The sequence below is a fragment of the Kitasatospora sp. NPDC089913 genome (assembly GCF_044748625.1).
Classification (GTDB): domain Bacteria; phylum Actinomycetota; class Actinomycetes; order Streptomycetales; family Streptomycetaceae; genus Kitasatospora.
Genome location: NZ_JBIVGI010000001.1, coordinates 459,971 through 482,059 on the forward strand (window position 1 = coordinate 459,971; position 22,089 = coordinate 482,059).

The 22,089-nt window shown below is 74.9% G+C and carries 18 protein-coding genes, 1 pseudogene and 1 riboswitch; of the genes and pseudogenes, 13 read left to right on the forward strand and 6 right to left on the reverse strand.

The genetic code is table 11. The features are described from left to right. Positions 1-117 precede the first annotated feature (117 nt). A riboswitch (cyclic di-AMP (ydaO/yuaA leader) is annotated at positions 118-270 on the forward strand. 10 nt (positions 271-280) lie between these two features. From ACIPYS_RS02065 to ACIPYS_RS02075, 3 genes are all read left to right on the forward strand, one after another. After that, positions 281-1,435, forward strand: coding sequence for an NlpC/P60 family protein (locus ACIPYS_RS02065; RefSeq protein ID WP_400741967.1), 1,155 nt, complete (start codon positions 281-283; stop codon positions 1,433-1,435). 264 nt (positions 1,436-1,699) lie between these two features. Then, positions 1,700-2,764 carry a C40 family peptidase gene (locus tag ACIPYS_RS02070; RefSeq protein ID WP_093862333.1) on the forward strand — a complete coding sequence of 355 codons (1,065 nt, stop codon included), beginning with the start codon at positions 1,700-1,702 and terminating at the stop codon, positions 2,762-2,764. 236 nt (positions 2,765-3,000) lie between these two features. After that, on the forward strand, positions 3,001-3,957 hold the full coding sequence (locus ACIPYS_RS02075) for a hypothetical protein (protein ID WP_093862334.1): 957 nt from the start codon (positions 3,001-3,003) through the stop codon (positions 3,955-3,957). A 75-nt stretch (positions 3,958-4,032) separates the two neighbouring features. On the opposite strand, the gene ACIPYS_RS02080 is transcribed toward ACIPYS_RS02075, so the two are convergent. Then, a complete protein-coding gene (locus ACIPYS_RS02080; protein ID WP_173862141.1) occupies positions 4,033-5,463 on the reverse strand; it encodes a glycosyltransferase family 87 protein in 1,431 nt (476 codons plus the stop codon). A 255-nt stretch (positions 5,464-5,718) separates the two neighbouring features. On the opposite strand from ACIPYS_RS02080, the gene ACIPYS_RS02085 reads away from it, so the two are divergent. Next, positions 5,719-6,855: a glycosyltransferase family 4 protein gene (locus ACIPYS_RS02085; RefSeq protein WP_400741972.1), complete on the forward strand. Its 1,137-nt coding sequence runs from the start codon at positions 5,719-5,721 to the stop codon at positions 6,853-6,855. 57 nt (positions 6,856-6,912) lie between these two features. Here ACIPYS_RS02085 and ACIPYS_RS02090 read toward each other — a convergent pair whose 3' ends face one another. Then, the gene (locus ACIPYS_RS02090) at positions 6,913-8,706 is read right to left on the reverse strand and encodes an AMP-dependent synthetase/ligase (RefSeq protein WP_400741975.1); all 1,794 of its coding nucleotides are present in this window, start codon (positions 8,704-8,706) and stop codon (positions 6,913-6,915) included. Between the two features lie 338 nt (positions 8,707-9,044). Between ACIPYS_RS02090 and ACIPYS_RS02095 the strand changes: the two genes are divergently transcribed. The 5 genes from ACIPYS_RS02095 to ACIPYS_RS02115 all read left to right on the forward strand — a co-directional run bounded on the left by ACIPYS_RS02095 (position 9,045) and on the right by ACIPYS_RS02115 (position 13,380). Then, positions 9,045-9,500 carry an SRPBCC family protein gene (locus ACIPYS_RS02095; RefSeq protein WP_093862337.1) on the forward strand — a complete coding sequence of 152 codons (456 nt, stop codon included), beginning with the start codon at positions 9,045-9,047 and terminating at the stop codon, positions 9,498-9,500. A 35-nt stretch (positions 9,501-9,535) separates the two neighbouring features. Beyond that, positions 9,536-10,708 carry an ArsA family ATPase gene (locus tag ACIPYS_RS02100; RefSeq protein ID WP_400741979.1) on the forward strand — a complete coding sequence of 391 codons (1,173 nt, stop codon included), beginning with the start codon at positions 9,536-9,538 and terminating at the stop codon, positions 10,706-10,708. A gap of 251 nt (positions 10,709-10,959) precedes the next feature. Beyond that, positions 10,960-11,319, forward strand: coding sequence for a DUF5304 family protein (locus tag ACIPYS_RS02105; protein ID WP_093862339.1), 360 nt, complete (start codon positions 10,960-10,962; stop codon positions 11,317-11,319). 192 nt (positions 11,320-11,511) lie between these two features. Beyond that, a complete protein-coding gene (locus ACIPYS_RS02110; RefSeq protein WP_400741983.1) occupies positions 11,512-12,456 on the forward strand; it encodes an ROK family glucokinase in 945 nt (314 codons plus the stop codon). A 159-nt stretch (positions 12,457-12,615) separates the two neighbouring features. Continuing rightward, positions 12,616-13,380: an endonuclease/exonuclease/phosphatase family protein gene (locus ACIPYS_RS02115; protein ID WP_400741986.1), complete on the forward strand. Its 765-nt coding sequence runs from the start codon at positions 12,616-12,618 to the stop codon at positions 13,378-13,380. A gap of 65 nt (positions 13,381-13,445) precedes the next feature. Here ACIPYS_RS02115 and ACIPYS_RS02120 read toward each other — a convergent pair. From ACIPYS_RS02120 to ACIPYS_RS02130, 3 genes and pseudogenes are all read right to left on the reverse strand, one after another. Then, a pseudogene (locus ACIPYS_RS02120) lies at positions 13,446-13,562 on the reverse strand (hypothetical protein); the annotation flags it as partial. Between the two features lie 79 nt (positions 13,563-13,641). After that, on the reverse strand, positions 13,642-14,490 hold the full coding sequence (locus tag ACIPYS_RS02125) for a hypothetical protein (RefSeq protein ID WP_231977814.1): 849 nt from the start codon (positions 14,488-14,490) through the stop codon (positions 13,642-13,644). Between the two features lie 10 nt (positions 14,491-14,500). Continuing rightward, positions 14,501-15,295: a carboxylesterase gene (locus ACIPYS_RS02130; RefSeq protein WP_093862342.1), complete on the reverse strand. Its 795-nt coding sequence runs from the start codon at positions 15,293-15,295 to the stop codon at positions 14,501-14,503. A gap of 286 nt (positions 15,296-15,581) precedes the next feature. Here ACIPYS_RS02130 and ACIPYS_RS02135 point away from each other — a divergent pair, with 286 nt between their 5' ends. Genes ACIPYS_RS02135 through ACIPYS_RS02145 form a run of 3 tightly spaced genes read left to right on the forward strand, consistent with a single transcriptional unit; the run spans position 15,582 to position 18,379 of the window. After that, positions 15,582-16,400 (forward strand): 1-acyl-sn-glycerol-3-phosphate acyltransferase, encoded by an 819-nt coding sequence (locus ACIPYS_RS02135; RefSeq protein ID WP_093865174.1) that lies wholly within the window; start codon positions 15,582-15,584, stop codon positions 16,398-16,400. 37 nt (positions 16,401-16,437) lie between these two features. Continuing rightward, positions 16,438-17,655, forward strand: coding sequence for a MacS family sensor histidine kinase (gene macS, locus ACIPYS_RS02140; RefSeq protein WP_400741991.1), 1,218 nt, complete (start codon positions 16,438-16,440; stop codon positions 17,653-17,655). Positions 17,656-17,680: 25 nt separating this feature from the next. Beyond that, positions 17,681-18,379, forward strand: coding sequence for a response regulator (locus ACIPYS_RS02145; protein WP_400741994.1), 699 nt, complete (start codon positions 17,681-17,683; stop codon positions 18,377-18,379). An 82-nt stretch (positions 18,380-18,461) separates the two neighbouring features. Here ACIPYS_RS02145 and ACIPYS_RS02150 read toward each other — a convergent pair whose 3' ends face one another. Further along, the gene (locus ACIPYS_RS02150; protein ID WP_093862344.1) at positions 18,462-20,399 is read right to left on the reverse strand and encodes an anthranilate synthase family protein; all 1,938 of its coding nucleotides are present in this window, start codon (positions 20,397-20,399) and stop codon (positions 18,462-18,464) included. A gap of 310 nt (positions 20,400-20,709) precedes the next feature. Here ACIPYS_RS02150 and ACIPYS_RS02155 point away from each other — a divergent pair, with 310 nt between their 5' ends. Then, positions 20,710-22,047 (forward strand): class II 3-deoxy-7-phosphoheptulonate synthase, encoded by a 1,338-nt coding sequence (locus ACIPYS_RS02155; protein ID WP_030391480.1) that lies wholly within the window; start codon positions 20,710-20,712, stop codon positions 22,045-22,047. Positions 22,048-22,089 lie beyond the last annotated feature (42 nt).

Below are 22,089 nucleotides of genomic sequence, written 5' to 3' on the forward strand. Positions count from 1 at the left end.
GTCGTGCTTCGAACCTCGCACAGTCGATCACCCAGCCTGGGTGGCGGTGGGGTTCGCCGCCGAGTTCGCGAAGCAGCCGGGCGGGGCCGCAGGTGCCCGCCCGAACCAGACCCAGCAGTCGGGGGTCCGCTGTGGAGCGGAGCCGGGGAACCACGTTCCTCCGGGGTGAATCGGCGCCAGGTCGGCCGCTCGCGCGGACGGTGAGGCGTCGTAGGGCACGCTTCCGCCCGAACCCGTCAGCTCACCCGGTAGGCGGATGAGGAAGAAGGAGTCCGCCTTCGTGGCGTCCCATCGTCGTCCCAAGCCCGCCGGCCGCACCCGGGTCTCGATCATGACCGGTCTCGCCGCCGCTGCCGTCGCCCTCTCCGCGCAGTCCGGCGCCCACGCCGACCCCGCGCCGACCAAGGACCAGGTCAAGGAGCAGGTCGACCAGCTCAACGAGCAGGCCGAGGTCGCGACCGAGAAGTACAACGGCGCCCAGGCCAAGCAGCAGGAGCTGCAGAAGCAGGTCGCCGAGCTGCAGGACAAGGTGGCCCGCCAGCAGGCCGTGGTGACGGAGGCCCAGGGCGGCCTCTCCGAGATCGCCGGCGAGCAGTACCGCACCGGCGGCATATCGCAGACCGTCCAGCTGATGCTGTCCGCCAGCCCGGACAACTTCCTCAGCCAGGCCGACGCCCTCAACCAGGCCGGCTCCACCCAGTCCGGCGCGCTGAAGGAGCTCCAGGAGCAGCAGCGCAGGCTCGACCAGGACCGCACCGAGACCCAGACCAAGCTCGGTGAGCTGGAGTCCACCACCCAGCAGCTGAAGACCTCCAAGGACGAGGTCCAGGGCAAGCTGGCGAAGGCCCAGCAGCTGCTCAACACGCTCACCGAGCAGGAGCGCCAGGCCCTGCGCGCGGCCGAGGAGAAGGCCGCCGCCGAGGCCAAGGCCAAGGCGGACGCCGCCAAGGCCGAGGCCGCCAAGGTCGCCAAGGCCAAGGCGGACGCCGAGCGCGCCACCCGCGACACCAGCCGCAGCGACCTGAGCTCCCCGGCTCCCGCCGCCTCGGCGCCCGCCAAGCCGGCCGCGCCGGCCGCCAACGGCTCGCGCGCCGCCGCCGCGATCGCCGCCGCCGAGAGCAAGCTCGGCGCCCCGTACGTCTACGGCGCCACCGGCCCGAACTCCTTCGACTGCTCCGGCCTCACCGGCTGGGCGTACGCCCAGGCGGGTGTGTCGCTGCCGCGCACCTCGCAGGAGCAGGCCAACGCCGGGACCCGGATCGGCTCGGACATCTCCCAGGCCCAGCCCGGCGATCTGGTGATCTTCTACGGCGACCGCCACCACGTCGGCATCTACGTCGGCGGCGGCCAGGTCATCCACGCCCCGAAGCCGGGCGCGTCGGTCCGCTACGAGTCGGCGTCCAACATGCCGGTCAACACCATCGTGCGCCTCTGACCCCCGGGTCGGCAGAATCCCGGCAGGCCCGGTCTCCCCGAGGGGAGGCCGGGCCTGCGGCTTTGCCCCCGGTCGTCGCCCGGTCGCCGGAAGGCCCGGTGGGCGAACCGGTCTGATGTCCGATCGGTGACCGAATATTCGGGTTCGGAGGGGTTTGGAAACGGTTGCCCTGACTCGCTAACGTCTGCCACCGGATGCCCGCTTCGACAGCCGACCGGTCCGGTGCGGCGGCGGGTCCGGGCCCAGGATCGGAGCCGACGTCGAATGACCGCGCACCGCCGTTCCCCGCTGTCAGGTGCTCACACGCTCGCCCGGGCGCTGGTGCTCACCGCGGCGGCCACCACCGCGCTGGGCGTGGCGACCGGCGGCACCGCGCAGGCGGCTCCCGGCGCGCCCGACGCCCCGGCGAACCGCAAGGACGTCAAGGCCCAGGTCGAGCAGCTCTACGACGAGGCCGAGCAGGCCTCGGAGCGCTTCAACGCCGCCCAGGAGGCCCAGCAGCGGCTCCAGCACGAGACCGGCACGCTCCAGCAGCAGATCGCCGTCTCCCAGGACGAGCTCAACCAGCTGCGCGGCGACCTCGCCACCGTGGCCGGCGCGGAGTACCGGGGCGGCGGCATGGCGCAGACCGTCCAGCTGATGCTCTCCACCGACCCGGAGGGCTACCTCTCCCGGGCCCGCACCCTCGACCAGGCCGCCGAGCGGCAGAACGAGACCCTGCACGAGGTGCTGGGCCGTCAGCGGGTGCTCGACCAGCGCCGGGCCGAGGCCTCGGCGAAGCTCGCCGAGCTGGAACAGACCCGCAAGGCGCTGGCCGACGGCAAGCAGCAGATCCAGCAGCGGCTCGCCAGGGCGCAGCGGCTGCTCAACAGCCTCGGCGCCACCGAACGCGCCCGGCTCGCCGCCCAGGACGCCCGCGAGGCCGAGCAGCGCGCCACCCGCGGCACCGACCGGCTCGACCTCGGCACCACCCCGCCCGCCTCCGAACGCGGCGGCGCCGCGCTGGCCGCCGCGGTGCGGATGATCGGCTCGCCCTACGTCTACGGATCCACCGGGCCCAAGGCGTTCGACTGCTCCGGTCTGATGTACTACAGCTGGCGGCAGGCGGGAGTGACCCTGCCGCGCACCTCGCAGGCCCAGGCGTACGCCGGCCGGCGGGTCGGCATCTCCGAAGCACGGCCGGGAGACCTGGTGATCTTCTACCGGGACATGCACCACGTCGGGATGTACGCCGGCGGCGGGGTGATCGTGCACGCCCCCTACCCGGGTGCCCGGGTGCGCTACGAGAGCGTCAACGCCATGCCGGTCTCGGGGGTGATCCGGCTCTGAGCCGCCCGGACCGTGCCGGCGGCCGAGGCCCGTCCCGGCGCACCGCCCTGCTGCTCGCGGCCGGCGGCCTCGCCCAGCTGTCGCTGCCCGGCGCCGTCCCCGCGCGGCCCGCCGCGGCGGCCTCGGACGAGTACGCCGAGGTCTCGGCGCTGCTCGCCGGGCGGGCCCGGACGCTGGGCGAGGGGCCGCCCCCGCTGCCGCTGCGCGCCGACTACCGGAACCTGCTGCTCGGCCCGGTGGACCGGGCCGGGCGGTCCACCGCCACCGCCGAACTGACCGTCACGGTGACCGGGTACGACGAGCGGCCGGTGGTGCACCCGCGCCGGCTGACGCTGCTGCGCACCGCCGCCGGCCGGCGGATCGAACGCGAGGAGGCCGCCGGGGGGCCGCCGCCGCTGTGGGACCTCGGCCCGGTCGGGGCCGCCGCCGGGGCGCGCTGCCTGGTGCTCGGGGTGGACGACGTGGACGGCGCGGACGGCGCGGGGCAGGCCGCGCGCGCGGCGGCGGCCGCCGTCGGCGACCGGGCGGTGTCCGCCGTCGAGGCGCTCTGGGGCAGCGCCTGGGCGGGTCGGCTGCTGCTCGAACTGCCCGCCACGGGGGAGCAGTTCGCGCGGCTGCTGGCGGACGACCGGCCCGGCTGGTCGGACCTCGCCGCGGTCACCGTCTCGGCGCCCGGCGCGCCCCTGCACGCCCCGGCCGACCGGGTGCTGGTCAACCCCGGGGTGTTCGCGCGGCTGAGCGACTTCGGCCGGCAGGTGGTGGTGACCCACGAGGCGGTGCACGTGGCGACCCGGGCCGACACCCGGGCCTGGACCCCGCTCTGGCTGTCCGAGGGGGTCGCCGACTGGACCGGCTACCGCGACTCCGGGCGCTCGGCCCGGCAGATCGCGCCGGAGCTGGCCCGGGACGTCACGGCCGGACGGCTGCCCGCCGCGCTGCCCGCGGACGCCGCGCTCACGGCCGGCGGGGAAGGCCTGGCACAGGCCTACGAGCAGTCCTGGCTGGCCTGCGACCTGATCGCCCGCCGGTACGGCCCGCAGCGCCTGGTGGCGCTCTACCGGGCCGTCGGCGCGGCCGCCCCCGGCGCGGACCGGGAGGCGTGGCTGGACGGGCTGTTCCGGGACCGGCTGGGCCTCGGGCTGGACGGGTTCACCCGCCTCTGGCTGGCCGAGGTCCGGGCCCTGGCGGGCTGAGTTCCGGGCCCCGGCGGGACGGGGCGCCCCGGCGGACGCCGGGCCGCGTCCGCCCCGGGTGCGGCCTCGTCCCGGTCAGCGCCGTTCGCCGGGCGCGGCCGGCGCCGCGGGCCGGTCCATGCCGTCCAGCAGGTCCTGCTCGTACGCGATGCCCGGCCGCACCGAGAACGAGACGGCCGGCACCGGCTCGGCGCGGGGCAGCACCACGGTGGCCGGCACCCGGTCGGTGCGCCGGGTCGAGCGCCAGAGCCGGACGCAGGACAGCACGGTCGCGACCAGCAGCAGCACGTTGCGGGCGGTCAGGACGGCGATCGCGCCGGGCCTGCTGGCGACCACGTCGCCGAAGACCAGCGGGAACTCCACCAGCGTCAGCGGGGTCGCGGCCAGGATCAGCAGCGCCACCGGCCGCTGGCTGGTGCCGCGCACGGTCAGGCAGACCGCCGCCGCGCCGACCAGCCAGACCAGGTACTGCGGGCTGATCACCCGGCTGGTCACGGTGAAGATCAGCAGTGCGGCGAGCGCCGCGTCGTACATGGTGGCGGCGTTGCGCCGGCGCGCGGTGAACCGCCAGAGCAGCAGCCAGCCGAAGCCGAGCACGGTACCCGCCAGCATCACCTTGCTGACCAGCGGCACCCACGGCCCGAGCATCTCGACCGAGCCGTAGTTCATCATCACCTTGCCGTCCCAGCTCCCGGCGATCCGGGCGAAGTGGATCGGCAGCGCGCCGACCGACTCCACCTCGATGCCGCGGTCCTTCTGGAACGTCAGGAACTCGAACGCGCCGTTCATCCCCGCCGCCAGCAGGAAGCCGATCGAGGCGGTCGTGGCGGCCGCGGCCGTCCAGGACCGCCGGGTACGGCGGCCGGAGGGGGTGCCGATGAGGCCGAGCAGCGGCCAGATCTTGACGATGCCGCCGAGCCCGAGCAGCAGACCGCCGATCGCCGGCCGGCGGATCAGCGCCAGCAGCCCGGCCACCGCGATCGCGGTCACGATCACGTCGTAGCGGTTGTAGATCATCGGGCCGAGCAGCGGGACGCCGGCCACCCAGACCCAGGCGCCGGTCAGCGCCCGGCCCCTGCGCAGCCCGGTGCGGACCAGCAGGCCCATCGCGAGCGCGTCGGCGATGCCGCAGATCACCCAGAACGACACCAGGTACGACCAGGGCAGCAGGCCGGGCAGCAGGATCACCAGGGCGGCGCCGGGCGGGTACTGCCAGGTCACGTCGTCCAGCGGGAAGGTGCCGGTCTGCAGGACGCCGTACCAGCCGTGGTAGATCAGCCAGACGTCGGCGGTGATGTCCCCGCCGGGCATCCGGAGCACGCCGGTGACCAGGAGCAGCAGCAGCGTCCGGGTGGCCACCCAGCTCGCGCCGAGCGCCAGCAGCGCGCCGGAACGGCCGGAGGGGCGCGTGGTGCGCTGCACGGGCTCGCGGCGCACGGCGAGCGCCGTGCCGGAGCCCTCGGCGCCGCTGGGTGTACCGGACTCGGTGGCCGGGGCCAACTCCACTGCGCTCCCTCGTTCGTCTCGGACGTTCCGTCGGCGGCGCCGCGCGACGGACGCCCGGGCAGTCCGGGCGGGGTCGGGGCCGGCCGCCACCGCGGGGCCGGGCCGGACGCGCCGACCACCCTTGTCCTAGGACAGACCCGGGGAGGGAACGGTTGCCTTGCGTGGATCCGTTCCCGGCGGGTCGTCGTGTTGACCTATCGTACGGATCACCCAGCGGTACACCGAGCACCCCCCGACCGAGCGAGCCGTGGCCTGATGCACAAGACCTTGATCGTCACCAACGACTTCCCGCCGAGGCCCGGCGGCATCCAGGCCTTCGTGCACAACATGGCCGTCCGTCAGCCCGCAGGAAGCATCGTGGTGTACGCCTCCACCTGGCGCGACGGCACCGAGGTCGCGCGCTTCGACGCCGAGCAGCCCTTCCCGGTGGTCCGCGACCGCACGAAGGTGATGGTTCCCACACCCCGGGTCACCCGGCGGGCGGCCGAGATCCTGCGGGCGGAGGGCTGCGACTCGGTCTGGTTCGGCGCCGCCGCGCCGCTCGGGCTGATGGCCCCCGCGCTGCGCCGGGCCGGGGCCGGCCGGCTGCTCGGCATGACCCACGGGCACGAGGCCGCCTGGGCCCAGCTGCCGGTGGCCCGGCAGCTGCTGCGCCGGATCGGCGAGGGCACCGACGTGCTCACCTACCTCGGCGAGTACACCCGCTCCCGGATCGCCGCCGCGGTCGGCCCGGAGCCGGCCGCGCGGATGGCGCAGCTGCCGCCCGGCGTGGACGAGCGGACCTTCCACCCGGACTCCGGCGGTGCCGCGGTGCGCGAGCGGCTCGGGCTGGCGGACCGGCCGGTGGTGGTCTGCGTCTCCCGGCTGGTGCCGCGCAAGGGGCAGGACACCCTGATCGAGGCGATGCCGCAGATCCTCGCCGAGGTGCCGGACACCGTGCTGCTGATCGTCGGCGGCGGCCCGTACCGGGCGGAGCTGGAGAAGCTGGTGGACGCCCGGGGCGTGCGCTCCGCCGTCCGGTTCACCGGCTCGGTGCCGTGGGAGGAGCTGCCCGCGCACTACGGCGCCGGCGACGTCTTCGCCATGCCGTGCCGCACCCGGCGCGGCGGACTGGACGTCGAGGGGCTCGGCATCGTCTACCTGGAGGCCTCGGCCACAGGTCTGCCGGTGGTGGCGGGGGACTCCGGCGGCGCGCCGGACGCGGTGCTGGAGGGCGAGACCGGCTACGTGGTGCCGGGCGGCACGCCCTCGGCGGCGGCGGAGCGGATCGTCCGGCTGCTGCGGGACGAGGAGCTGCGGCGGCGGATGGGCGAGGCCGGGCGGCGCTGGGTGGACCGCTCCTGGCGCTGGGACCTGCTGGCCGGGCGGCTGACCTCGCTGCTGGCGGGCTGAGACGCGCGGACGGCCCGCCCCGGGGTCCGGGGCGGGCCGCACGGGCGGCGGGCGGTCCTACTTGCGGTAGATCGCCTCGACGTCGGCCGCGTAGTCCTTCAGCACGACGTTGCGCTTGAGCTTGAGCGAGGGCGTCAGATGGCCGCTCTCCTCGGAGAAGACGGTGTCGAGCAGCCGGAACTTCTTCACCGCCTCGGCCTGCGAGACCGCCGCGTTGCCGTCGTCCACGGCCTGCTGCAGCGCGGCCAGCAGGTCCGGGTCCTCGCGCAGGTCGGCCACCGTGGCCCCGGCGGGCTTGCCGTTGAGCTGCTTCCAGTTCGGGAAGAAGTCCTCGTCGACGGTGATCAGACAGGCCACGAAGGGCTTGCGGTCGCCGACCACCATGACCTCGCCGACCAGGGCGTGCGCCCGGATCCGGTCCTCGATCACGGCCGGGGCGACGTTCTTGCCGCCCGCGGTGACGATGATCTCCTTCTTGCGGCCGGTGATGGTCAGATAGCCCTCGTCGTCCAGCGAGCCGATGTCCCCGGTGGCGATCCAGCCGTCCTTCAGGGTGTCGGCGGTGGCCTGCGGGTTGTTCCAGTAGCCGGTGAAGACGTGCGGTCCCTTGAAGAACACCTCGCCGTCCTCGGCGATCCGGACGGCGGCGCCGGGGACCGGCTGGCCGACCGTACCGATCTTCGGCTTGTCCCACGGGTTGAAGGCGGTTGCCGCGCAGGTCTCGGTCAGGCCGTAGCCCTCCAGCACGGTGAAGCCGATGCCCCGGTAGAAGTGCCCGAGCCGCTCGCCCAGCGGGGCGCCGCCGGAGATCGCGTGGGTGGCCCGGCCGCCGAGCGCGGCCCGCAGCTTGCTGTAGACCAGCTTGTCGAAGACGGCGTGCTTGAGCTTGAGCAGCAGGCCCGCGCCGCCCGCGTCCAGCGCCCGGCTGTAGGCGATCGCGGTGTCGGCGGCCTTGTCGAAGATCTTGCCCTTGCCGTCCGCCTGCGCCTTGGCCCGGGCGGTGTTGTAGACCTTCTCGAAGACCCGGGGCACACCCAGGATGAGCGTCGGGCGGAAGGCGGCCAGTTCGGCGGTGACGTCCCGGATGTCGGAGACGTGGCCGAGCTTGATCGGGGCCATCGCCGGGGCGATCTCGGCGATCCGGGCGAGCACGTGGGCCAGCGGCAGGAAGAGCAGGACGGAGCTCTCGCCGGTGCGGAACAGCGGGGCCAGGCGCTCCACCACGTTGCCGCACTCGGCCATGAAGTTGCCGTGGGTCAGCTGGCAGCCCTTCGGGCGACCGGTGGTGCCCGAGGTGTACACGATGGTGGCGATCGAGTCGGCGTCGGCCACCGAGCGGCGCTCGGTGACGGTGGCGTCGGTGACCTCGCGGCCCGACTCCGCCAGCGCGGCGAGCGCCGGGCCCTCGATCTGCCAGGTGTGCCGCAGCTCCGGCAGCCGGTCCCGGACCTCCGCGACCACGGCGGTGTGGGTGTCGGTCTCGGTGAACACCGCGACCGCCCCGGAGTCGCCGAGGATCCACTCGACCTGCTCGGCGGAGGAGGTCTCGTACACCGGCACCGTGATCGCGCCGGCGGTCCAGATCGCGAAGTCCAGCAGCGTCCACTCGTACCGGGTGCGGGACATGACGCCCACCCGGTCGCCCGGCGCGACACCGGCGGCGATCAGGCCCTTCGCGGCCGCCCGGACCTCGACCTGGAACTGGGCGGCGGTCAACTCCTGCCACTGGCCGTCCACCTTGCGGCTGAGCACCGCGACATCGGGGTGCCGCTCGGCGTTCTGGTGCACGAGGTCGGAGAGGTTACCGCCGCTCGGTACCTGGTAGAGGGCCGGAAGGCTGAAGTCGAGCAAGACTGCTCCTCGTTCGCGACGCTGCGGGACGGCAGGACGTTACTGCCCGGTAGGCAGCTTCGACCAGGGGGGTCGGCTCCGGTGTTCGAAGTGTCACACCTTGACCCCTCCGACCAGGTCGGGACCGGGTCGTTCGAATGGCACCCTACGGCAGCCCGGAGGTGACCGGCCGGTAGCCGTCGGCCACGGACCGTGCGCTCCGGCGACGGGGGCGCACCCGGGCGCCCCGGGGCGTACCGAGGGACCGGCCGGATCGCGGGGCGCGATAGCCTGCTCCGGGCGCACCCGGCCGAGCAGCCTCGGCCGGACCAGCACGGGACGACGCGGAGGGCCATTCCATGGCGGAGCACACCAGGTCGAGCATCACCATCGACGCGACCCCGGCGACGGTCATGGCCGTGATCGCCGACTTCGCCGCCTACCCGGCCTGGACCGGCGAGGTCAAGGAGATCGAGGTCCTGGAGACCGCCGACGACGGCCGCGCCGCCCAGGTCCGCCTGGTCCTCGACGCCGGTGCCATCCGCGACGAGCACGTCCTCGCCTACACCTGGGACGGCGACCGCGAGTGCGCCTGGACCCTGGTGCGCAGCCAGATGCTCCGCTCGCTCGACGGCTCCTACGCCCTGGCCCCGCTCGGCGCCGACCGCACCGAGGTCACCTACCAGCTCGCGGTGGACGTCAAGATCCCGATGCTCGGCATGATCAAGCGCAAGGCCGAGAAGGTCATCATCGACCGGGCCCTGGCCGGTCTGAAGAAGCGGGTCGAGGACACCGCCGCGGGCACGGCGGGCTGAGGCCCGGCGGCGCGGACGAACAGGGGCGGTACGGCATGACGGCGACACGCACCATCCTGGTCAGCGGCGACCCGGCGGCACCCGAGGTGGCCGCCGCCACCGCCCTGCACGCCGCCCGGAGCGGCCGGCGCACCCTGCTCCTCGCGGCCGACGACCCGCACCGCACCCTGGACGCCGTGCTCGGCGTCCGGCTGGAGGCCGAGCCGGCCGGGTACGCGCCCGGTCTGGCCGTCGCCAGGACCGACGAGCAGGCCGCCTTCCGGCACGCGCTCGACGAGATCGGCGGCCGGCTCAAGCCCGCGCTCGACCTGCTCGGAGCCGACCCGCTGGATCCCGAGGAACTCACCGCGCTGCCCGGCACCGCCCGGCTCGCCCTGCTCCGGGCGCTGCCCGCCGTCGAGGCCGAGGTCCTGGTGGTGCTCGCCCCGCCGCCGGCCGACCTGATCGCCACCCTCGCCCTGCCCGAGCAGCTGGAGCGCTACCTGGCCCGGCTCGTCCCCGAGCAGCGCCAGGCCGCCCGGGCCCTGCGGCCCCTGCTGGCCGGCCTCGCCGGGGTCCCGATGCCTGCCGACTGGCTGTACGAGACCCGCACCAAGGCCGCCGGCGCGCTCGCCGCGGCCCGCGCCGCGATCACCTCGCCCGGCACCAGCGTCCGCCTGGTCACCGCCGCCGACGCCCACCCCTTCGCGGAACTGCGGCGGATCCGGGCCGGTCTCGCCCTGCACGGCCACCGCCCGGACGCCGTGGTGGTGCACGGCGTGCTGCCGGACGCCGCCGCCGAATCGCCCGACCCGTGGCTGGCCGCCCTGGCCGGTCGCCGCCGGGACGAGCTGACCGCGCTGGCCGCCACCCTGGACGGCATCCCGCTGCTGACCACCGGGCCCGCCGAGGCCACCCTGGAGGCCGTCGCCGACCGCCTCTACGGTGCCGGGTCCGGCCCGGAGGCACGGGCCGCCGGGCCGTGGACCGTCGAGGACCGGCTGGCCGCGGACGGCCTGCTGGTCTGGCACCTGGCGCTGCCCGGCGCCGTGCGGGAGGACCTGGACCTGGTCCGGCGCGGGGACGAGCTGGTGGTCGGCCTGGGCGCGCACCGCCGGGTGCTGGCCCTTCCGTCGGCGCTGCGGCGGTGCACGGTCGCCGGCGCGGGCCTGCGGGACGGGCTGCTGTCGATCCGCTTCGCTCCCGATCCGGCCCTCTGGCCGCGTTAGTCGCCCGCTCGCCTCCGGGGCGCTTCGGTCCGGCGCCGACGGTCGGCGCTCCCTCGCTCCGCTCCCTCACGCTCTCCCTTTCGGCACCGGCGCGCCCCTCCGGCTCGGGGCGGTGTTGCCGCCCCCTCGCCTCCCTCGTGGGCGCGGGGCGGGGCGCGCGCTCGTCTTCCGTGCGGGGGGCCCGACGGGGTCCGGTAGCGTCGGGGCGGGTGGCCGCGGGTGCGGGCACCGTTGCTGAGGAGGCGCGCGCGATGACCACCACCGACCGGACCGAGCCCACCGCCGAGCACCCGTTCGGGCCGGAACTGGGCCCGCTGGTGGACGAGGTGCGCCGGTTCGCCTCCGTCGTCGGCGAGAAGGCCCAGGAGGCGAGCGCCGAGACCCTGATCTCGCTGGCCGGGCTCGCCGACCGGCTGCGCGAGAAGCAGCCCGAGGTGTACGGGCACCTCGCCGCCGCCGGTACCGGTCTGGCCGCCGCCGGTGCCGAGCTGCTGGCCGCCTACCGGGCCGCCGTGGTCGGTCACGAGCACCGCTGGACCGCCGGGGAGCCGGCCCGCGCCGAACGGGTGGACCTCGACGACGCAGCTGAGGGACCGTCCGCCAAGCAGTGAACCCCTGATCCCCTCCGGGTCACGTCCTGGCTTCACCCTGTGATGCCACCGGTGAAAATGTACGACTTTTGAAGGAGCTGGGCCGGGTTGGCCCGGGATTGTCTTCGGTTAATGTATGCGACGGTGTGTACGGGGGCATGGTTGGGCGGTAGCGTTCCGTCCAGCGGGAACGAGTGAATAGCTGAGGGACACATGGCTCTGACCATCGGCGTCGACGTCGGCGGGACCAAGATCGCGGCAGGCGTGGTCGACGAGGCCGGCGAGATCCTGGCCCGGACCAGGGTGCCCACCCCGGCCGACCCGCAGTGGGCGGTCGACGCCATCGCGCAGGCCGTGCGCGAACTCAAGGAGCAGTTCCCCGACGTGACCGCGGCGGGCATCGGAGCCCCCGGCTTCGTCGACCGCGAGCGTTCGACGGTGATCTTCGCCCCCAACATCGCCTGGGAGGACGAGCCCCTGCGCGGCCGGGTCGAGGAGCTGACCGGCCTGCCGGCGGTGGTCGAGAACGACGCCAACTGCGCCGCCTGGGCCGAGTACCGCTTCGGTGCCGCGGCCGGCCACAGCGACATGGTGCTGATCACCGTCGGCACCGGCATCGGCGGCGGCCTCGTCCTGGACGGCCGGCTGCACCGGGGCCGGTTCGGCGTGGCCGGCGAGATCGGCCACCTCAACATGGTCCCGGACGGCCTGCCCTGCGGCTGCGGCGGCCGGGGCTGCTGGGAGCAGTACGGCTCCGGTCGCGCCCTGCGCCGGTACGGCCGGGAGCACGCCGCCGAGGACGCCGTGCGCGGCAAGCGGATGCTGGAGCTCAACGACGGCGTCGCCGAGACCATCCGCGGCATCCACATCACCCAGGCCGCCGAGGAGGGCGACCCGCTCGCCCTGGAGTGCTACGCCGAGCTGGCCGACTGGCTGGGCCGGGGGATGGCCGACCTCGCGGCGCTCTTCGACCCGGCCGTGTTCGTCCTCGGCGGCGGCGTCTCCGACTCCGGCCGACTGCTGCTCGACCCGGTCGCCAAGGCCTTCGAGCACTACCTGACCGGCGGGGTGCACCGCCCGCGCGCCGAGGTGGTGCTCGCCTCGACCGGTTCGGCCGCCGGGATCGCCGGCGCGGCCGACCTGGCCCGTACGGTCTGACCCGGACGGTCCGACCCGCCTCCCGCACCGCCGACCGGCGGCCCGGTTCCCCGTGGACCGGGCCGCCGTCGTTTCCCGCCCCCGCGGGATGCCGCGCCGTCGGCGGCGCCGGCCTCCCGGGCGGTAGCGTCGTCCGGGACGCCCAGGGGAGGACCAGCGATGACCACCGCACCGGCCGAACTGCCGCCGCCCGCACCGGGCCGGATCCGGCTGCTCAGCTACAACATCCGCTCCCTGCGGGACGACCGGCGCGCGCTCGCCCGGGTGATCCGGGCCTGCGAACCGGACCTGGTCTGCGTACAGGAGTCGCCGCGCTACTGGCGCCCCGAGGGGCAGGCCGGTCGGCTCGCCCGGGCGACCGGCACCGTGGTGCTGAGCGGCGGCGGCCGGATCGCCGCCGGGCCGCTGCTGCTCGGCCGGCCCGGCGTCCGGGTGCTGGCCGTCCACGACCGGCTGCTGCCGAAGACCAGGGGGCTGCACGCGCGCGGCTTCGCGACCGCGCTGGTCGAGGTGGCCGGCGCGGCGCCGTTCACCGTCACCAGCTGCCACCTCAGCCTGGACGCGGACGAGCGGCTGCGGCAGTTCGGACTGCTCACCGGGCAACTGCGGTACGCGGGACCCGGAGTGATCGCCGGGGACTTCAACGAGCACCCGGACGGGCCCGGTTGGCGCTCGCTGGCCGCCCGGCTCCAGGACGGGTACCGGGTGGCGCCCTGGGGCGGCGAGATGACCTCCGTCCCGGAGAACCCCTACCAGCGGCTCGACGCCGTCTTCGCCACCCCCGACATCGAGGTGCTGGCCTGCGGTGTCCCGCACGGGCTGCCCGGCGTCACCGGGGCCGACCTGCGGGCCGCCACCGACCACCTGCCGGTGCTGGCCGTGCTCCGGCCGCCCGCACCGGGGCCGGGTCCGGCCGGCCGTTGACACCGCCGCGCGGCGCGGCACACCTCCCGGGTGCCGCGTCGCGCGGGCGTACCGAAGGACACGCGCTACGGGCGGCCGATGACCGGGTCACCCGCCGCCGCGGTGCAACTGCCGGTGTCCGAGGGGCCGTTCAGGGTGTCGGTGCCGGACCCGCCGTCGACCGTGTCGTTGCCCGGCCCGGCCCGGCCCGGCCCGGCCCGGCGCCGTGCGACGGACGCCCGGGGACCGCCCGGGGCGCGGGCAGCGAAGGGGTCGAAGGGGTCAGACGACGGCGCCGCCGTGCGGGTCCTCGGGCTCGTCCTCGTCGCGGTCCTTCATCCGGACCACCAGGGTGGCGAACCCGCCGAGGAAGGAGGCGACCCCGACCCAGGCCGGCCAGCCGGAGACCTCGCGCCAGACCACCGCGTCGAAGAGCAGCAGCGCCGGCCCGCCGAGCACGGCCAGCCAGGCGAACTTGGCGGTGGTGTCGGCCTCGGGCAGCGGCGGCGGCTCCGGCGGGACGAAGTGACCCTCGTCGGTCTCCTCGGACAGCTCGAAGTCGCGCGGCCCGGCGGCCCCGGCGGCCGGCATCACCGGACGGCCGGAGCGGGGGCGCGGCTGGGGCGCCAGGTCGGAGAGGTCACCGGGGTCGCCGGGGAGCCGGTCGGCGCCGGAGGGGTCCTTGAAGCCCTTGAGCTCGCCGCGCGCCCGGAGGTTCTCGACCTCGGGCCAGTTGGGGTTGTTGAGGTCCACCGGGTCGTCGAACTGGGCGACCAGCGCGGCGAAGATCTCGTCCTGCTCGGCCTGGCTGCGCTCGGGCGCGCGCCGCGTCCGGGACGGCTCGGCCGCCCCGCCGCCCTCGCCCGCCACCGGGGCCTCGGCGGAGCCGGAGGCCGGGCCCGGAGCCGAGCCCGGGCCCGGAGCCGGACCCGACGCGGACCCCGGACCGGCCCCGGACGCGCCGGCCGTCGCCGCCTCGCCGCCCGTGGCCGGGGCCGCCGCGCCCCCGGCCGGGCCCCGGCCCGTCTGCTCGCCGTCGGCCCGCCCGGCGCCCGGCCGCGCGCCGCCCGTGGTCGCACCGTCCTCGCGGGGCGCGTCGTCCTCGCCGCCCGCCGTGCTGCTCTCGTGCACTTCCGGCCCTTCAGCCTTGGTGGTGGTCGGATTTCACCGGGATGACGCCCGCCGCGTGCGCGGGAGCCAACCGTCGGATGAAGTCCTGGGCGGCCGCGAATATTTCCCCCGCGTCGTGGTCCAGCGTCGCGACGTGGTAGCTGCGCTGGCACAGCCGCTCCGTCACATCGGTCGAGGATATCCGGGCCAGCACCAGCTCGGAGTTGGCCGCCGAGACCACGTGGTCCTGCGGGCTGCGGAAGAGCAGCACCGGCTGGGTCACCCGGGGCAGCCGGGCCTGGACGTCCTTCCACAGCCGGGCCAGCGACCAGGCGGCGTGCAGCGGGGTGCGGTCGTAGGCCAGCTCGTCCGCGCCGGGCCGGGCGATGTCGTTGGCGACCCCGGGCACGCTCGGCACCAGGTGGCGCAGCACCGGCAGAATGACACTCGCGGGGTTGTCCGACCGCACCGACGGGTTGACCAGCACCAGTCCGGCGATCTTCGGGCCGTGCACCGAGGCCAGCCGCAGCGCCAGCCCGCCGCCCATCGAGAGCCCGACGACGAAGACCCGCTCGCACTGCCCGGCCAGCGCGAGCAGCTCCCGTTCGACCTCCGCGTACCAGTCCTCCCAGCGGGTGAGCTGCATGTCCTGCCAGCGGGTGCCGTGGCCCGGCAGCACCGGCAGCGCGACGGTGTGCCCGGCCCGGGCCAGGTCCTCCGCCCACGGCCGCAGCGACTGCGGGGAGCCGGTGAACCCGTGGCAGAGCAGGACGCCCACCGGCCCGCCCCGGTGGCGGTACGGTTCGGCGCCGGGCAGCAGCGGCATGGCGGGCTCCTTCGCGGGCGAGGACGCTGGACGGTGGCGCCGGAGGTGGCGCCGGTACGAGCGGTACGCGCTGGACGTGCGGGAGCGTCCGGGGACCGGCCGGCACCGGAGGCTGCGGAATTCGCATCGTCCCACGTGCCCGCCCGCCCCGTACACCCCCGCCGGGCAGCGGGCCGCACCGCCCCCGGGACACCCCGTCGGGGCGGGGCGGGGCACGGGCGGACACCGAAGGGCATTAGGATCGACCGGTCCGCAATACAGGAGGCCCGGGTTGTTCTACCGACTGATGAAGATGATCGTCGCGCCACTGCTTCGGATCTTCTTCCGGCCGTGGATCGAGGGTGAGGAGAACATCCCCACCGAGGGTGCCGCGATCATCGCGAGCAACCACCTCTCGTTCTCGGACTCCTTCTTCTTCCCCGCGCTGATCAAGCGCCGGGTGACCTTCATCGCCAAGGCGGAGTACTTCACCACGCCCGGCATCAAGGGCCGGCTGACGGCCGCCTTCTTCAAGGGCGTCGGCCAGCTCCCGGTGGACCGCTCGGGCGTGCGCGGCGCCGGCGAGGCGGCGATCCGTTCGGCGATCGCCGTGCTGGACCGGGGCGAGCTGTTCGGCGTCTACCCGGAGGGCACCCGTTCGCCCGACGGCAAGCTCTACCGGGGCAAGGTCGGCGGCCTGGCCCGGGTCGCGCTGGCCACCGGCGCGCCGGTCATCCCGGTCGCGATGATCGACACCGAGAAGGTGCAGCCGCCCGGCCAGGTGGTCCCGAACTTCGGCACCCGCCCGGGCATCCGGATCGGCCGCCCGCTGGACTTCTCCCGCTACCACGGCATGGAGAACGACCGCTTCATCCTCCGTTCGGTGACGGACGAGGTGATGTACGAGATCATGCGGCTGTCCGGCCAGGAGTACGTGGACATCTACGCGACCGCCGCCAAGCGGCAGCTGGCCGACGACAAGAAGAAGGCCGACGCCGAGCGCAAGGCCGTGCAGAAGGCCGAGCAGGCCGCCGCCAAGGCCGAGAAGGCCGAGGCGGAGAAGCTGGAGAAGGCCGAGCAGGACAAGGCCGCGCAGGAGCAGCAGAAGGAGACCGGGCCGGCCTGAGCCGGGGCCGGTCCGGCGCCGGGGGAGGGCGACGGGGATGACGGACGGCGGCGGAGCCGGAGCGGCGCGCCCGGGCGCGGTCGGCGCGGCGGTGGCGGCGGGCGGCATGTCCGTCGAACTGCCGCTCTGGCGGGCGATCTCCTCGTTCCGGGTGCTCGCCCTGGTGTACGCGCTGCTGCGCTACTTCGACTCCTACCTGGAGTTCCTGCACCCCGTCGCGGGCTGGATCTACCTCGGCGCGCTGACCCTCTGGACGCTCGCCTCCACCCGGGCCTTCTCCGGCCCGCAGCGCTGCACCTGGTACGTGCTCGCCACCGACCTCACGCTCGTCGTCACCGGCATCGTGATGAGCGGCATGATCGACGAGCCCTCCCGGATCAGCCACGGCGCGCCGACCCTGCCCACCATCTGGGCGGCCGGCACCGTGCTCGGCTTCGCCGGCCGGGGCGGCTGGCGCTGGGCGGCGGCGGCCGGCTCGGTGATCGGGGTGGCCAACATCCTCGGCCACGGCGGCGCGACCGGCGACAACCTCCACAACATCGTGCTGCTGATGGTGGCCGGCTGCGCGATCGGCTACGTGATCGAACTGGCCCGGGCCAGCGAGGCGACGCTCACCCGGGCACTCCAGGTCGAGGCGGCCACCCGGGAGCGGGAGCGGCTCTCCCGGGACATCCACGACGGCGTGCTGCAGGTGCTCGCCCTCGTCCAGCGCCGGGGCAGCGAGGCCCCGGCCGGCGGCGCCGGCCTCACCGAGCTGGGGCGGCTGGCCGGCGAGCAGGAACGCGCCCTGCGCGCGCTGATGAGCGGCGGACCGCTGCCCGAGCAGCGCGCGCCCGAGGAGCCGCAGGACCTCCGCGCCCTGCTCGCCCCGTGCACCGACGAGCGGGTGACCGTCTCGGCCCCCGGCACCCCGGTACTGCTGCCCGGACGGGCCGCCGGTGAGCTGGCCGCCGCCGTCGGCGCCGCGGTGGACAATGTGCGCCGGCACGCCGGGCCGGGGGCGCGGGCCTGGATCCTGGTCGAGGACGAGCCGGAGGCCGTCACGGTCTCGATCCGCGACGACGGTCCCGGCTTCGCGCCGGGGCGGCTCGGCGAGGCGGAGCGGGCCGGGCGGCTGGGCGTCTCCCAGTCGATCCGGGGCCGGCTGCTGGACCTCGGCGGCACCGCGGAGCTGTACTCGGCGCCCGGGGAGGGCGTCGAGGTGGAGCTCAGGGTCCCGCGCACCGCGTCCGGCGCCCCGGCCGGCCTCCTGTGACACCTCCCGCGAAAGGGTTCCGCGCATGACCACCGACCTGTCGACGGATCAGCAGGCGGCCGCCGACCGCCCGGTGCGGGTGATGGTGGTGGACGACCACCCGATGTGGCGCGACGCCGTCTCCCGGGACCTCGCCGAGGCCGGGCTCGACGTGGTGGCCACCGCCGGGGACGGCGAGGAGGCCGTCCGCCGGGCCCGCGCCTGCTCCCCGCAGGTCGTGGTGCTCGACCTCAACCTGCCCGGTCTGTCCGGTGCCGAGGTCTGCCGCCAGGTGGTCGGGCACGACCCGTCGGCACGCGTGCTGGTGCTGTCCGCGAGCGGCGAGCACGCGGACGTCCTGGAGGCGGTGAAGTCGGGTGCGACCGGCTACCTGGTCAAGTCGGCCGGGCGGGAGGAACTGCTGGACGCGGTGCGCCGCACCGCCGTCGGCGACGCGGTGTTCACCCCCGGCCTGGCGGGGCTGGTGCTCGGCGAGTTCCGCCGGCTGGCGGCCGAGCCGCCCGCCCCGGCCGCGCCGGTCGTCCCGCAGCTGACGGCCCGGGAGACCGAGGTGCTGCGGATGGTCGCGAAGGGGCTGTCGTACAAGCAGATCGCCGATCGGCTGGTGCTGTCCCACCGCACGGTGCAGAACCACGTCCAGAACACCCTGGGCAAGCTCCAGCTGCACAACCGGGTCGAGCTGGTCAGGTACGCGATCGAGCAGGGGCTGGACGACGCGGTGTGACGCCCGGGCGGGGTGTGCGGCCGCACCACCCCGCCCGGCCCACCCCGCCCGACAGGTACGCCGTCGGCCCGGTGACGGCGGCTCAGCGCGGTACGCCGGCCACCGCCCCGCGCAGCAGCCCGGCGACGATCTCCACGCCGTCCCTGGTGAGGACCGACTCGGGGTGGAACTGCAGTCCGGCGAAGCCTGGGCCGCGCAGCGCGTGCACGTCCCCGGTCAGCGGGTCCCGGGCCACCTCGACGCCCGCGGCGGCCAGCCGGGCGGCGTCGGCGTCGGTGCAGCGCGCCGTGAAGGTGTTGTAGAAGCCGACCGTCCGCTGCTCGCCGAAGAGGTCCACGCTCTCCTGCGCGCCCTGGTACGGCACCGCCTTGCGGGCCAGCGGCAGCCCGAGCGCGCCGGACAGCAGCTGGTGGCTGAGGCAGACGGCGAGCAGCGGGGCGGTCCGCCGGCCCTCCCGGACGGCGGCCAGCGCGTCGGTGACGATCGGGCGCAGCACGGCCATCTTGGGGTCGTCGGCGGCGGCCGGGTCGCCCGGACCGGGGCCGAGCACCAGCGCGCCGGGGTGCGCGGCGACCCGCTCGCGCAGGCCCGGTTCGTCGAACCGGGCCACGGTGACCCGGTGGCCGAGCGAGGTCAGCAGGTGGCCGAGCATCGCGGTGAAGGTGTCCTCGCCGTCGACGACGAGGGTCTCCAGCTCCTCGGTGATCCGGGCCGGCTGCTGCATCCGGAGCCAGAACGGGGCGAGGCCGGCCCGGCGGGCGTCCAGCGCGGCCTGGACGCGGTGGTGGTCGGCGAGTCGCGGGCCGTTGCGGCCGGGGGTCCGGGCCGGGGCCGGGCGGGCGCCGATCGCGGTGAGCACCCCGGCGGCCTTGGCGTGGGTCTCGGCGACCTCGCCGTCAGGGTCGGAGTGCCGGACCAGGGTGGCGCCGACCCGGACCGCGAGCCGGCCGGTGGCCGGGTCGATGTCGGCGGTGCGGATGCAGATCGGGGAGTCCAGCAGCTGGCCGCCGCTGGCCGAGCGGCCGATCAGGGCGAGCGCGCCGGAGTAGTAGCCGCGCCCGCCGCGCTCGTACCGCTTGATCACCCGGGTGGCGTTCTGCACCGGACTGCCGGTGACGGTGGCGGCGAACATGGTCTCCTTCAGCACCTCGCGGACGTCCAGCGAGGTGCGGCCGCGCAGCTCGTACTCGGTGTGCGCGAGGTGGGACATCTCCTTCAGCCGGGGGCCGAGCACCTGGCCGCCGAGGTCGCCGACGGTGCACATCATCTTGAGCTCCTCGTCGACCACCATGGTCAGCTCCTCGAGCTCCTTGGGGTCGTGGAGGAAGGAGATCAGCGAGTCCAGGTCGGAGCCGGCGGCGGGGTAGCGGTAGGTGCCGGAGATCGGGTTCATCACGACCGTCCCGCCGCTCTGCCGGACGTGCACCTCGGGGGAGGCGCCGACGAGCACCCGGTCGCCGGTGTGCACCAGGAAGGTCCAGTAGGCGCCGCGCTCCTGCTCCAGCAGCCGCCGGAACAGGGTGAGGGCCAGCGCGGGCGAGAAGTCCTCCAGGGTCGCGGTGAAGTCGCGGCGGACGACGAAGTTGGCGCCCTCGCCGCGGCCGATCTCGTCCTCGATCACCCGGCGGACGATCTCGGCGTACTCGGCGTCGTCGATGTCGAAGCCGCCGTCGGTCAGGGAGACCGGCAGCTGCGGCAGCGCGTCCGTGACCTCGGCCAGCGGCAGGGCGTACTGCTCGGTGACCGAGAGCGCCCGCAGCGGGGTGCCGTCGTCGTGCGCCTCGAAGCCGCGCTCGCGGATCTGCCGGTAGGGGACCAGGGCCAGCAGGTCGTGGACCGGGCCGTCGGCGGGGACGCCGTGGCGGACCGGCAGGTCCGCCAGCCGGTCGTGGCTGCCGACGGTGCCGAGCAGGATCTCGACGGTGTCCGGCGCGGTGCGGGGAGTGCGGCGGTGCAGCAGGGCGAAGGCCGGTGCGTCGGCGGCGGTGAGGCGGGCGAGCAGGTCGGCGGCACTGGTCACGGTGGCGGCGTTCCTTCCGGGGTGGCTTCTGCGGCGGGGTGGGGTTTCCGCTCCGGGAGGCTGCCGACCGGCTGGTGGAACGCCGACGGCCGCCCCGGGGGGCGGCCGTCGTGTGCGTCTAGGAACGCGCTGACTGTGGGCCACCCGAAGGGTCGGCCCACCACCAGGATCGGGTGTGCGGCGTGTTCACGGGACCGAGCCTAGCGGATCCCCGGGGCGGCGTGAGGCCCGTCACCCGATTGTCCGAGAGGTGTCTCATCCCTCGGGCGGTGGTCACAATTCGGTTGCCGCACCCCGTAGCCTTGACCGCGTGACCGTGACGAATCCCCACACCTGGCAAACCCTGCCCGCGGCGCAGCAGCCCGAATGGCCGGACCAAGAGGCTCTGCGCAAGACCCTTGCGGACCTCGCCTCGTATCCGCCGCTCGTCTTCGCCGGCGAGTGCGACCAGCTGCGCGCCCGACTCGGTGCCGTGGCGCGGGGCGAGGCGTTCCTGCTGCAGGGCGGCGACTGCGCCGAGGCCTTCGACGGCGTCTCCGCGGAGCACATCCGCAACAAGCTCAAGACCCTGCTGCAGATGGCGGCCGTGCTCACCTACGCGGCCTCGGTGCCGGTGGTGAAGGTCGGCCGGATCGCCGGCCAGTACTCCAAGCCGCGCTCGAAGTCGACCGAGACCCGCGACGGCGTGACCCTGCCGGTCTACCGGGGCGACTCGGTGAACGGCTTCGAGTTCACCCCCGAGTCCCGGATCCCGGACCCGGAGCGCCTGAAGCGGATGTACAACGCGTCCGCCGCGACGCTCAACCTGGTGCGTGCCTTCACCACCGGCGGCTACGCGGACCTGCGCCAGGTGCACGCCTGGAACCAGGACTTCGTGCGCAACTCGCCGGCCGGTCAGCGCTACGAGCAGCTGGCCCGCGAGATCGACAACGCGCTGGCGTTCATGAACGCCTGCGGTGTCGCGCCGGAGGAGTTCCGGACCGTCGAGTTCTTCTCGTCCCACGAGGCGCTGGTCCTGGACTACGAGACCGCGCTGACCCGCGTGGACTCGCGCACCGGCGAGCTGTACGACGTCTCCGGCCACATGGTGTGGATCGGAGAGCGCACCCGGCAGCTGGACCACGCGCACATCGAGTTCGCCTCGAAGATCCGCAACCCGATCGGTGTGAAGCTCGGCCCGACCACCACGGTCGACGAGGCGCTCACCCTGATCGAGAAGCTGGACCCGGAGCGCGAGCCCGGCCGGCTCACCTTCATCACCCGGATGGGTGCGGGCAAGGTCCGCGACGCCCTGCCGACCCTGGTGGAGAAGGTCACCGCCTCGGGCGCGCAGCCGGTCTGGATCTGCGACCCGATGCACGGCAACACCTTCGAGGCGTCCAGCGGGCACAAGACCCGCCGCTTCGACGACGTGCTCGACGAGGTCAAGGGCTTCTTCGAGGTGCACCGGGCGCTCGGCACCCACCCGGGCGGCATCCACGTGGAGCTGACCGGCGACGACGTCACCGAGTGCGTCGGCGGTGGCGACGAGGTGCTGGTCGACGACCTGCACCAGCGCTACGAGACGGCCTGCGACCCGCGGCTCAACCGCAGCCAGTCGCTGGACCTGGCCTTCCTGGTCGCCGAGATGTACCGCGGCACCGTCTGAGACCGTCCCGGATGTGACCGAAGCCTCTCCGGCCTGGGGTTT